This window comes from Parvibaculum sp. (genome assembly GCF_035511255.1).
Classification (GTDB): domain Bacteria; phylum Pseudomonadota; class Alphaproteobacteria; order Parvibaculales; family Parvibaculaceae; genus Parvibaculum.
The window spans coordinates 1-11,830 of sequence record NZ_DATKFR010000472.1 but is presented as its reverse complement, the minus strand read 5'-3'; the positions used below and the strand labels follow the sequence as shown (position 1 = coordinate 11,830).

Sequence of the window (11,830 nt, the reverse complement as noted above, 5' to 3'; positions counted from 1 at the left end):
TCGCGGTTGTCGTTCAGGTTCTGGAATTTCGGGAAGACGTAACGCGCCATCAGCTCGTAGGAGCGCTTGGTGTTTTCCCAGTTCGCCCAGTTATGTGCGAGCTGCATGAAGCAGCCGAAGCCGCCCGACTGCTGCTGCAGGCGCTCGATCTGCGCGATGGCATCGTCCGGCGTGCCGATGACGGCCATGCCGGAGGCGATGAGCGCGTCGACGGGATCGGAACCGTCGGTCGGCGCGAGCGGCAGCGCCGCGACTTCGCGGAAATAATAGAGCCACTGCTCGAGGCCGAAGCGAACGTTCTCGCGCGCCTTCTCGCGTGTCTCGGCGATATGCACCGGGCCGACAAGACGCCAGCCGGACCGGTCGACCGTCTGGCCGTTGTCCTTCGCCGTGTCCTCGCAGATCGCCCAGTTGGTCGAGAGCGCATTGAAGCCGCCGGCGGAGGTCGCGCCGATGGAGAGAAGCGAGAGGCCGTGGCGGCCGGCCGCCGTGGCGCCCGTGGGCGAAACCTGGCTTGCCACCGCGATCTCGACCGAAGGCCGCGACCAAGGGGTCATCTGCAGGCGCGCGTTGTTCAACTCGAACCAGTCGGTCTTCTTCGTCACGGTCTCGCCGCGCAGCAGCGGGACGATCACGTCGAGCGCCTCGTCCATCATGTCGCGCTGTTTCAACGGATTGATGCCCATCATGACGGCGTCCGACGGCAGCGAGCCCGGACCCACGCCGAGCATGACGCGGCCGCGCGTGATGTGGTCGAGCTGGTTGATGCGGTCGGCGAGCATCAGCGGGTGGTGATAGGGCAGCGACGAGACGCCGGTGCCGAGTTTGATGTTGCGCGTGCGTTCGGCGACCGTCGCGATGAAGAGCTCCGGGCTCGCGATCAGTTCGAAGCCGGCCGAATGATGCTCGCCGATCCAGGCTTCGTCGTAACCGAGCTGGTCCATCCACTGGACGAGTTCGATATCGCGTTCGAGCGCGAGGGTCGGATTTTCATTGAGCGGATGGAAGGGCGCGATGAAGGCGCCGAAGCGTAGTTTCTGTCCCGGCATGGGGATCTCCCTGTGGTGCTGATGGCAATTTCTGATTTCTTGTGTGCCGATCAAAGCGCGATCGCGCGGGCCTGTCCACCGCCCGCGCACCCGACACTTGTGTCAATCGGCCGCGGGCTTTGCCGCCTTGGCCTTGGCTTCCTCTTCCGCCTGGAATTTCACGATGGTCTGCATCGCGGCGGCGGTGGCGGCGCCGATGAATTCGCCGGCATTGTCCGTTGCCCATTTCAGCGAGGCCTCGCGGGCTTCGTTGGCCGCGTGGAACTTCGGCTTCACATGGCGGGCGAAGAGCTCGTAGGACTTCTTGGTGTTCTCGAAGTTCGCCCAGTTGTGGGCGAGCATCAGATAGGCGCCGAAGCCCGGGATCTTCTGCTGCAGACGTTCGATCTGGGCGATGGCGTCGTCGGGCGTGCCGACGATCGCCTGGCCGGACTCGATCATCGCGTCGAGCGGGTCCTTGCCTTCCTTGGTGTCGAGGCCCATCGGGTTGATCGAGCCGAAATAGAAACGCCATTTGTCGAAGCCGTAGCGCACCTGGGCGCGGGCTTCCTCGCGCGTCTCGGCGAGATGCATCGGGCCGACAAGGCGGAGCGCCGACGGGTCCATCACGCGACCGTTTTCGAGCGCGGTTTTCTTCGCGACTTCCCAGTTGATGCCGAGCGCGTCGTAGCCGGCGGTGTTGGTCGCTGCGACGCAGAGCATGCCGAGGCCGTGCCGGCCGGCGAGCTTGCCGCCCGACGGCGTGACGGAGCTTGCGACGGCCACTTCCGGATAAGGCGTCGAGAAGGGACGAAGCTGCAGACGCGCGTTCTGCAGCTTGAACCATTCGGTCTCGGCGGTGACGGTCTCGCCCTTGAAGAGACGCAGGATCACTTCGAGCCCTTCGACCATGCGGTCGCGCTGCTTGGCGACCTCGATGCCGAGCATATGCGCGTCGGACGGAAGGAGGCCGGGGCCGACGCCGAACATGACGCGGCCGCGCGTCTGGTGATCGAGCTGGATGATGCGGTTCGCAGCCATCAGCGGGTTGTGATAGGGCAGCGAGACGACGCCCGTGCCGAGCTTGATGCGCTCGGTGCGTTCGGCGGCGGCGGCGATGAAGAGTTCGGGGCTCGCGATGATCTCGTAGCCGGCCGAATGATGCTCGCCGATCCAGGCTTCCTCGAAGCCCTGCTTGTCGAGCCATTCGATCAGTTCGAGATCGCGGCGGATCGCCAGCGTCGGGTCTTCGTCGACCGGGTGAAAGGGCGCAAGGAAAATGCCGCTTCGCAATTTGCCCGTGCTCATCTCGTAGTTCCTCCCTGTTCGTTTCCTGATGTCGTTTGCTTCAGGCCTTCTTCTTGAGGCCATTGAGCGTGATGTCGATGATCTGGCGGCTCGCGAGATCGGTATCGGTTTCCGGATGATCGGTGGCGTAAGCCGCGATCGTGCTCCAGGTCGAGACGATGGCAACGGCGGCGAGTTCGGCGGGGATGCCCCCGCGCAATTCGCTCTTTTCCTGGCCGCGGCGCACGATGGCGGTAACGAGATCGACGACGCTCTCATTGACGCTGGCGGCGCGGGAAAGCGTGGCGGGTTGGTCGATGAATTCGCGCAGCATCTTGCGCATCACCGGCGCGTTCTTCTCATAGGCCTCGCGGAAGCCCTGCAGCAAGAAGACGAGCTGCTCTTCCGCCGTGCCTTCGTGGCCGGCGAGACGCTCGGCGAGGATTTGCGTGATCTCGTCGTTGAATTCCTGAAGGAGCGCGGCCTTGTTCTCGAAATGGAGGAAGAAAGTCGCCTTGGCGACGCTGGCACCGCCGCAGATGTCCTCGATGGTCACGCCGTCATAGCCGCGCTCGGCAAAGAGCGCCATCGCGGTCCGGTAGATTTCCCGGCGCGTGCGCTCCTTCTTGCGGGCGCGCCGCGTTCCGCCGGCAGCTGCCTCGTCTGCTTCCTTGAGATCGCTAATGGGACCACTCCCTTACGATGTTCCGGCCCCGGGTTGCGCCCGTGTCCGACGTTCGATCTTAAAAATAGACCGAAGTCCATTTTTATCCAAGGCCAATTGCAGGCGGCCCGAACAAACTGGTTACGCGGGTTTCGGCGGGCGTTCAACGGGACGCTGGCAGGCTCAAGCGAGCCCCAACCCCAGAATCTTTGCGTAAAATGCGGTTGCCCGGTTTAGGGTCTATACCCTAAGACAAAAGCCAAAGGGCACAAGCCCGAAAGAAGCAAGAACAAGCAAAGGGAGATGAGCATGGGACGGGTCAGCGGAAAGGTGGCGCTGGTGACGGGCGCGGGCAGCGGCATCGGCCGCGGCGCCGTGATCGCGCTGGCGGCGGAAGGCGCCACGGTCGTTGCGACGGATATCGACGACAACGGTCTCGCCGAGACGGCGGAGATCGTCGGCAAGGCCGGCGGAAAGGCCGTCACGCACCGTCAAGACGTCACCAGCGAGCCGCGCTGGGCCGAAGTGATCGAGGCCGTGAAGAAAGAGCAGGGCGAGCTCCACATCCTCGTCAACAATGCGGGCATCGGCATCGGCGCCGACATCTTCACGATGGCCTATGAGGACTGGCGCCGTCAGATGGCGATCAATGTCGACGGCGTCTTCTTCGGCGTGAAGCATGGCATCCCGTTGATTGCGGCCTCGGGCGGCGGTTCGGTCATCAACATCTCGTCGGTGGCCGGGCTTCAGGGCGCGCCGGGGCTTGCCGGCTATTGCGCGACCAAGGGCGCCGTCCGTCTTTTCACCAAGGCCGTCGCGCTCGAATGCGCGCAGGCGCAAATGAATGTGCGCGTCAATTCCGTGCATCCCGGCATCATCGACACGGCGATCTGGCAGAAGATCCCGCAAGGTGGCGTCGGCGCCATGCGGTCCGACCTCATTCCCGAAGGCGCCAATGCAATCGACGCCAATGCGATCGCGCAGATGGCGCCGCTCGCCTATGCGGGTCTGCCGTCCGACATCGCGGCCGGCATCGTCTTCCTCGCCTCCGACGAGTCGCGCTACATGACGGGCTCGGAGCTTGTCATCGACGGCGGCATCACGGCGCGCTGATTTCGACTGGCTGCAAAGAAAAAAGGCGGAAGCTGATGCGCAGCTTCCGCCTCTGTTGCTTCACTATCGAAATTCGTCAGTTGGCGATGCGCCAGCTTCCGTCCGGTTGCTGGCAGGCGGTGCCGTAGGAATTCTCGTAGTGACCGTCGACGCGGACGGTCGACTGATACTCGCGGCAATATTGCCCCGTCGAGGCGCGGTAGACGGGCGAGGTCGGCACGGCCTGCACGGGCTCTTGGTAATAGGCAGGTTGCGGGGCATAGACGACCGGCGGCGCCGCATAGACCACGGGCGGCGGCGCGTATACTACCGGCGGCGCATAATAGGGTCGGTAGTAGGGCCGGTAAGGCCCGTAATAACCCCAGCCGGGACCATAGACCGGAAAGCCGATGCCGATTCCGACGCTGACATGGCCATGCGCCGATGCGGGCGCCGCCGTCAACGCCGTCGCGCCGAGCGCCAAGCCCGCGACCAGCACCGCCTTCATTGCCAGTACCGCCTTCAATGGACGTCCACCGGTTTTCATGACGACACCTCATGCGTGAGAACTGTCATCATTATAACGCATGGACGCGGCGTTGCGGTCGGCCTCGCAACATTAAATCTTCAATTTACCGGACGGATTATGCGCCCGCTTCCGCGGCTCACGATTTGATCACCAGAAAGCCGGCCCTCGGGAAATGCACGACGACCTCGCCGACGCGCGGGTCGGTACGTTTCAAGGCGATGTGCTGCGCGGAGGACGACACGAGTTCGCCGACGATCGGATCGCGGCCGTAATCGTCGGCCATGACGGTGACGCGGTCGCCGGATTTCAGGCCGTTGGGCTCGCCCGCATCCGTCGCTGTCCGCTCGATGGAGGTCGCGGCCTTCGCGATGTCGAGCGCATCCTCGCGCGAGATGTCGTGGCGCGTGCCGTGGCCGATCGCCTTTACCCGCGCTTCCCAGGCGACGAGTTTCGGAAAAGCATCGATGAGTTTCGCGCCGTCCTTGCTGATCCAGCGCGTAAAGGCGAGGTTGTAACAGCCATGGGCGTCGGCGACGCCGGGCCTGTCGCCCATCAGGAACGCGCGGCCGTCGGCGAGCTGGTCTTCCATCCAGCCGAGTTGAGCGCGGAACTGTTCGGCCATCAGCGGCGCGGCCGCCTTCATCGCGTCGATGTCGAAGGGGCGGCCCGACAGTTTCTCGCGGTCCTTGATGAAGGCCTCGTCGGCGAGCGCGGCGCCGCCACCGAAGACGATGGCGACGGTCGCCTGGAAGAAGACGCGATCGGTCCACATGCCGACACCGAAGCCAAGGCCCCTGTCGCCGCCGACGAAGACCGACGGTTTCGGAAAGCGGCGTTCGAGTTCGCGGATGATGATTTGCGAATCGCAATAGATGTCGGCGCCGATCTGCATCACCGGGATCTTGCGGTAGCCGCCCGTCAGCGCGACGAGTTCGGGCTTCGGCATGATGACGGGCTCATCGCAGGCATACCATTCGAGGCCCTTGATCCCGAGCACGACGCGGACCTTCTCGGAAAAGGGCGAGACATCGTATTGATGGAGGATGATCGCATTCGCGTCGGCGGGCATTTGTCTCTCACTCGAAATGGGTGAAGCGGATGTTCTTTTTCTCGAGCCCTTTCAGCACCACGTCGATGCCGCCGGACTTCACCATCCATTCGAGGCGATGGTCGCGATACTCGCGTTTGAAGAGCCCTTGTTCCAGAACATTGGCGACCATCTCCATGCCGGCGATGGAGGCGGCGGACTCCTTCAGCGTCAGCGCGACGCTTTCGCGGGTCTTCGCCCGTGCGAGCCATTTTCCGAGCGGCGAGTGCTGGTCCGGTCCGTTGCCGAAACCGACCGACGCATTGACGTAAGGCACGACAGAAAGATCGCCCCAGCCGAAGGAGGCGCCGTTAAACCAGTCGGCGGAACCGAGCTGCGTGCCGAGCCAGGCCTGCAGCTTTTCCGTCTGCTCGGCGGCGCGCTCGCGCAAGGTCTCGGCGAGTTCACCCTCGGCACGGCGGAACCAGCCGATTTCGCCGAGGCCCCAATTGATCGCCTCGTAATGCGTGTCGCAGACTTCCTCGATCATGCGGACGCGGGCGCGTTCGGCGGGCGTCTTCGGCAGCAAGGCGGGCGTGGGGAACCTGTCCTCGATATATTCGAGGATGATGGTCGAATCGAAGATGCGGACGTCTCCGTCGATCAGCACCGGCACCTCGGCGCGCGGATTGGCGTCGGCGAATTCGCCCGCCGCGCCGCCCGCACCGATGCCGCCCGGCATCTTCAGCTCGAAAGTCTGGCCCTTCTCGCGCAGCGCGATCTTCACCTTCTGCGCGTAAGGCGACAGCGGATGCTCATAAAGCGTGATCATGGTTTCCCCTCCCGATGTCGATGCGGGCGACTATCCGGCTTCGCGCGATGGCTGTCCATGCGTTCCGGAGCGTCGCGGTTCACGCATTCGTGAAGAGGATCAGAGGCGTCCTTTTGCCTTTGCGAGCGCTGCCATCTGACCGAAGAGCGACGCTGCGTCATTCGGCGTGTGGTCGCCCGAAAATTCCTTGTAGAGCGTCGCCACGTTGACGACGATGCGCTCGCCGTCGCCCCAACTGTCGTAATCCGACATGTCGATATCCTGCGCCGCTTCGAACGCGGACAGGCCCGCGTCGTAGCGCCGCCGCGCTTCGTTGCGCACATAGACGAGATAGTCGCGCACCGCGACGACGCCGCGCTTGTCGGTGATGGGCCCATGTCCCGGCACGACGGTCTCGACATCCATCGCAAGGATGTTGTCGCAGGCGGAGATCCAGTTGCCAACCGGCCCCTCCCACATGATCGGATGGCCCTCGATGAAAAGAATGTCGCCGGTGAAGACCACCCTGTCGGCTGGCACATGGACCAGCGCATCGCCCGGCGTATGCGCGGGGCCGACATGCATGATCTTCACGAGCTTGTTGCCGACATGGCGGGTGATTTCGGTTTCGAAGGTCGTCGTCGGCAATGTCTGCGTCACGCCCTTGAAGTCGAAGGGGCCGAAGCATTTCGTGATGAAGGTGCCGAGATCGCCGAGCTGGGGCGCCATGTCGAGAAAGCCCGCGAGAAGCTGCGGCGGCTCATGCGTCATCGCCTCCTTCGCGAGTTTATGGGCGATGATTTCCGCGCCCGCGCAGCACTCGTTGCCGTTGCAATGGTCGCCATTGTGGTGCGTGTTGACGACGGTCTTGATCTTCTCCGTCGCCTTCGGCTCGACCTTGCGCATGGCGGCGAGCATTTCGCGCGTCAGCGGCACGTCGAAAAGCGTGTCGACGATGAGCGCTTCGCCGCCGTCGACGATCAGCCCCGCATTCGACCAGCCCCAGCCGCCGTCCGGCTGCAACCAGGCATAGCCGCCATTGCCGAGATCGTGGAGGCCTTTCGTGTATTGAAAGCGGCTGAGGCCGAGGCTCATGATGCGTCTCCCTGTCGTTTTCTTACCTCCCCCCTTGAGGGGGAGGTCGATCAGCGAAGCTGATCGGGTGGGGGGGGCTTCCTCGAAAGACTCTTTTTCTTCCCGCCCGAGGCCTACCCCCCTCCCAACCCTCCCCCTCAAGGGGGGAGGGCTAGAAAGATACTCTCCTCATGAAATTCCGGTGATGCCGCTGTCGACCGCGAGCGTCTGCGCGTTCACATAGACGCTCTCGTCCGACATGAAGAAGAGCGCGGCATAGGCGATTTCCCAGCCCGTCGCCTGTCGCCCGAAAGGCGTCGGCGATCGCCCGCGCGAAGGCCGGCCCTGCGTCGCCAGCCGTCCGAGCGGCGTATCGACGAGGCCGGGCGCGACGATGTTGGCGCGGATGCCGCGCCGCGCGCCTTCGAGCGCGACATGGCGCATCAGCCCGCCAAGCGCCGCCTTGGAGGCGTCGTAGGAGGGCAGGCGCGATCCGGCGACGAGGCCCGCGATCGAGGAAATGAAGACGATGGAAGATCCGTCGGCAAGCTTCGGCAGCGCCGCCTTGCAGATCAGCATCGGCCCGCGAAGATTGACGGCCAGCGCCTTGTCCCAGTCGTCGGCATTGGCGCCGTCGAGACCGAGCGCGCCGACGCCGATGCCGACATTGAGCACGAGCCCATCGAGCCCGCCGAGAATGCGCTCGGCGTCGACGACCATGCGGATAATATCGTCGGGTTTCGAAATGTCGGCCTCGATGGCGACGCCCTTGCCGCCGTCGATGCCGATCTTGGTGACGGTCGCTTCCGCCGATGCGAGGTTCATGTCGGCGACGGCGACGGTCGCGCCCTCGCGGGCGAAGAGCACCGACATGGCGCGACCATTGCCGATGGGATCGGTCTTCGCGTCGACCGTACGCTGGCCGCCGCCGACGACGAGAATCCTGCGGCCCTTGAGGCGTCCGCGCGCCGGCGCATCGCCGCGCGATTCCGCCGAGAGCGGTCTCGCATGGCGTTCCGGTTGAGGTGTCGATACGTCGTCAGCCATGGGCACTCATGCTCCGTTTGATGTCCTCGAGGCCGCTGCCCTCGATGTCCTTCTCCTCCAGCTCGATCTCCAGCGTCTCGAGATAGCGGCAGACGAGGAGATAGATGCCGACGACGATGATGAGTTCCTGAACGCCCGCGTCGCCGAGATGCGCGCGGGCGGCGTCGAGGAGCGCCTTGTCCGCCTTCACATGGGCGACGAGATCGTCGGCGAAGGCGAGGGCGGCATTCTCCGCTTCGCTGAACCGCGCGTTCGGAACGCTTCCCGCTGTCGCCTCGATGCGCTCTTCGGTGAGTCCCAGCGTTCGCGAGACGCGGATATGCTGGTGGAGTTCGTAGGCCGAGCCGCAGAGGCGGCCGACGCGGAGAATGACGAGTTCGCGCAATTCCGGATCGAGCGTACCCTCGTTCAGATAGGCGTTGATGAGCGCCATGAAGGGCACGAAGGAGGCGCCGCTGCCCGCCAGCATGCGGAATATGTTGAGCGGCGGCAGCGTTTCGAGGAGCTTGCGGCTTGCCTCGGGGAGCGTCGCCGGATCGGGATAGGGAAGGCGCGCCATGGGTTACTTCTTCATGCCCGGAAGTTCGACGCCTTTCGCCGGCGGCGTCTCCTCGATGTCGACGTCGAAATTTTCGAGGAAGCGCGAGGCCATCATGTAGAAGCCGATGGCAATCACCAATTCCTGCAGTTCCTGATAGGAAAGGCGCTCCTCAAGCGGCTTGAAGGTCGCATCCGAGGCCCGCACGTTCAGCACCACATCGTCGGTGAAGCGCATCACGAGACGTTCCATCTCGTTCCAGACCTTGGCGTCCGGGCCTTCGTGGATCGCCTTGATCTTTTCTTCCGACATGCCGAGACGGCGTGAAATATTTTCGTGCTGATAGACCTCGTATGTCGCTTTCGACAGGACGCCCACGCGCACGATTGCGATCTCGCGCAGGATCGGGTCGAGCTTGCCGAACATCAGGATCTGGTTGCCGAGCTTGGTGAAGCCGTCGAGCATGTCGCCCACATGCCCCATCATTCTGAAGATGTTCAAGGGCGGCAGTTTCTTGTAGGCCTCCCTGGCGCGGCCTTCGGCCTTTTCCGGATCGAAATACGGAATGCGAGCCATGTCGTTCTCCCCATTTTGCGTATAGCCTTGTTCTTGTTGGAGGCAGTTTGGGGGCGAACTTCCCCAGCGTCCAGCGGGAAGCGCGGGTGGCGGTTCGGCGCCGCTTGCCCCCGCCCAATTCGTCGCTAAACTCGGGTCCAACAATAAGGCCGGCCGAAAAGGCAAAGGCCGGAATTCCGCCATGGGAGGGAGAGCCGAATGTTCGATCGCGAACATATCCGTTCGGTTGCCGACATCACGCGGGCGCAGGCCAAGGCCGCGCCGAACGACATCGCACAGGTTTTCGAGGGTCGTTCGACCAGCTACGCCGCGCTTCACGAGCGCTCGAACCGCTGCGCCCAGGGCTTCCTCGCCGAAGGCTGCAAGCCCGGTGCGCGTGTCGGCTTCATCGGCAAGAATTCCGATCGCTATTTCGAAATGCTGCATGGCGCCGTCAAGGCGAAGGCTGTGGTCGTCGGCGTCAACTGGCGGCTTGCGCCCCCGGAAGTCGCCTATGTGCTCAACGACGCCCGGGCGGAGATCGTCTTCGTCGGTGCCGAGTTCTACGACGTCGTCGCGCAGGTGCTTTGCGAATGTCCGACGGTCCGCCGCGTCATCGCGATGGATGGCGGCCGCGTCGACTGGTTGTCCTTCGACGAATGGCGCGACAGTTTCCCGGCCGTCGATCCGATGCTGCCGGGCGCGCTCGACGACGATGTGATCCAGCTCTATACGAGCGGTACGACGGGGCACCCGAAGGGTGTACAGCTGACCAATGCCAACTATCTCTCGATCTTCGAAGAGGGCGAGCTGTCCGACTGGGCAAACTGGAAACGGGGCGAGGTCAATCTCGTCTGCATGCCGCTTTTCCATGTCGCCGGCGTCAATATCGGCCTTATCGGCCATGTGCACGGCACGAAGAACATCATCCTCAAGGATGTCGATCCGCAGGCGATCCTGAAGCTGATCGAAACCGAGAAGATCAACATCGCCTTCATGGTGCCGGCGGTGATCCTGTTTCTGCTTCAGCAACCCAACATCAAGTCGGTGGATGTCTCGTCGGTGCGCCAGATTCTCTACGGAGCGTCTCCCATCGCCGAGGATGTGCTGCGCCAGGCGCAGGCGACCTTCAGGGCCGATTTCATCCAGCTCTACGGCCTTACCGAGACGACGGGCGGCGCGACCTATCTGCCGCCGGCCGCGCACGATCCCGCGAAGGGAAAGCTCCGTTCCTGCGGCATTCCCTATCCGAACATGCAGATCCGCGTGGTCGACGAGAAGGGCAACGAGGTGCCGCAAGGCGCGGTCGGCGAGATCGTCATCAAGGGCGGCATGGTGATGAAGGGCTACTGGAACAGGCCCGAAGCGACCGACGACGCGGTGCGCGGTGGCTGGTTCCATTCGGGCGATGCGGGCTATTTCGACGCCGACGGCTATCTCTACATTCACGACCGCGTGAAGGACATGATCGTGTCCGGCGGCGAGAACGTCTATCCGGCGGAAGTCGAGAACGCGCTCTTCGGCCATCCCGCGATCGCCGACGTCGCCGTCATCGGCGTACCGGACGAGCGCTGGGGCGAGGCGGTCAAGGCTTGCGTGGTGCTGAAGCCAGGCGAAAGCGCGAATGCCGGCGAGATCATCGCTTTCGCGAAGACGCGCATCGCCGGCTACAAGGTGCCGAAAACCATCGACTTCGTGCCGGCCTTGCCGCGCAATCCGTCCGGCAAGGTGCTGCGCCGCGAGTTGCGCGCACCCTACTGGGAAGGCCGCGCGCGGATGGTCAATTGATCTGCAGGGAACACAGTTTCCTGCAGATCATCCCGGGCTCCGTCCCGGGATCCAGGGGCCGCCTGCCCGGTGCGTGTAGCCCCTGGGTCCCGGCACAAGGCCGGGATGACAGATATTGCAACAGGGAGAGAGTCACATGAGCCTCGCAGAAGCGCAGAGCCTGCCGCCCTTCAAGCCGCTGAAGCAGAAGCCGCCAAAGATTACGGTGGAGAAGAAGGCGGACGGCACGATCTATGTGTCGTCGGATTATCCGATCGGCGAGATGAAGCGTTCGACGGTGCATCTCCTGGAGGAAAAAGCATCCGAGCATCCCGATCGCAATTTCATCGGCGAGCGCGACGCGTCGGGTGCATGGACCTACATCACCTATGGCGATGCGAACCGGGCCGC

The 11,830-nt window shown here is 63.7% G+C and carries 12 protein-coding genes and 1 pseudogene; 3 read left to right on the top strand and 10 right to left on the bottom strand.

The window, feature by feature from the left end; translation table 11 throughout:
• The 3 genes from VMR03_RS17540 to VMR03_RS17530 form a co-directional block, all read right to left on the bottom strand.
• Window positions 1–1,049 (bottom strand): LLM class flavin-dependent oxidoreductase (locus tag VMR03_RS17540; protein ID WP_325407511.1); only part of this gene is annotated, 1,049 nt, incomplete at its 3' end.
• Between the two features lie 102 nt (window positions 1,050–1,151).
• Window positions 1,152–2,336 carry an LLM class flavin-dependent oxidoreductase gene (locus tag VMR03_RS17535; RefSeq protein ID WP_325407509.1) on the bottom strand — a complete coding sequence of 395 codons (1,185 nt, stop codon included), beginning with the start codon at window positions 2,334–2,336 and terminating at the stop codon, window positions 1,152–1,154.
• Window positions 2,337–2,376: 40 nt separating this feature from the next.
• The gene (locus VMR03_RS17530; RefSeq protein WP_325407513.1) at window positions 2,377–2,919 is read right to left on the bottom strand and encodes a TetR/AcrR family transcriptional regulator; all 543 of its coding nucleotides are present in this window, start codon (window positions 2,917–2,919) and stop codon (window positions 2,377–2,379) included.
• A gap of 369 nt (window positions 2,920–3,288) precedes the next feature.
• Here VMR03_RS17530 and VMR03_RS17525 point away from each other — a divergent pair, with 369 nt between their 5' ends.
• A complete protein-coding gene (locus tag VMR03_RS17525) occupies window positions 3,289–4,092 on the top strand; it encodes an SDR family NAD(P)-dependent oxidoreductase (protein WP_325407507.1) in 804 nt (267 codons plus the stop codon).
• 76 nt (window positions 4,093–4,168) lie between these two features.
• Here VMR03_RS17525 and VMR03_RS17520 read toward each other — a convergent pair whose 3' ends face one another.
• From VMR03_RS17520 to VMR03_RS17490, 7 genes are all read right to left on the bottom strand, one after another.
• Window positions 4,169–4,618, bottom strand: coding sequence for a hypothetical protein (locus tag VMR03_RS17520; protein WP_325407505.1), 450 nt, complete (start codon window positions 4,616–4,618; stop codon window positions 4,169–4,171).
• A 118-nt stretch (window positions 4,619–4,736) separates the two neighbouring features.
• The gene (locus tag VMR03_RS17515; RefSeq protein WP_325407503.1) at window positions 4,737–5,669 is read right to left on the bottom strand and encodes a glutathione S-transferase family protein; all 933 of its coding nucleotides are present in this window, start codon (window positions 5,667–5,669) and stop codon (window positions 4,737–4,739) included.
• 7 nt (window positions 5,670–5,676) lie between these two features.
• Window positions 5,677–6,459: a glutathione S-transferase family protein gene (locus tag VMR03_RS17510; RefSeq protein ID WP_325407501.1), complete on the bottom strand. Its 783-nt coding sequence runs from the start codon at window positions 6,457–6,459 to the stop codon at window positions 5,677–5,679.
• A gap of 99 nt (window positions 6,460–6,558) precedes the next feature.
• Window positions 6,559–7,533 carry an MBL fold metallo-hydrolase gene (locus VMR03_RS17505; RefSeq protein WP_325407499.1) on the bottom strand — a complete coding sequence of 325 codons (975 nt, stop codon included), beginning with the start codon at window positions 7,531–7,533 and terminating at the stop codon, window positions 6,559–6,561.
• 168 nt (window positions 7,534–7,701) lie between these two features.
• Window positions 7,702–8,559, bottom strand: a complete 858-nt coding sequence (locus VMR03_RS17500; protein ID WP_325407497.1) for an SDR family oxidoreductase — start codon at window positions 8,557–8,559, stop codon at window positions 7,702–7,704.
• Window positions 8,552–9,118 carry a carboxymuconolactone decarboxylase family protein gene (locus VMR03_RS17495; RefSeq protein ID WP_325407495.1) on the bottom strand — a complete coding sequence of 189 codons (567 nt, stop codon included), beginning with the start codon at window positions 9,116–9,118 and terminating at the stop codon, window positions 8,552–8,554. Before VMR03_RS17495 ends, VMR03_RS17500 begins: the two co-directional genes overlap by 8 nt.
• Before the next feature lie 3 nt (window positions 9,119–9,121).
• A complete protein-coding gene (locus tag VMR03_RS17490) occupies window positions 9,122–9,673 on the bottom strand; it encodes a carboxymuconolactone decarboxylase family protein (RefSeq protein ID WP_325407493.1) in 552 nt (183 codons plus the stop codon).
• Between the two features lie 198 nt (window positions 9,674–9,871).
• On the opposite strand from VMR03_RS17490, the gene VMR03_RS17485 reads away from it, so the two are divergent.
• Both VMR03_RS17485 and VMR03_RS17480 read left to right on the top strand, forming a co-directional pair.
• Complete coding sequence (locus tag VMR03_RS17485) at window positions 9,872–11,440, top strand: long-chain-fatty-acid--CoA ligase (protein WP_325407491.1); 1,569 nt, start codon at window positions 9,872–9,874, stop codon at window positions 11,438–11,440.
• A gap of 136 nt (window positions 11,441–11,576) precedes the next feature.
• Window positions 11,577–11,830: pseudogene (locus VMR03_RS17480) on the top strand (acyl-CoA synthetase); the annotation flags it as partial.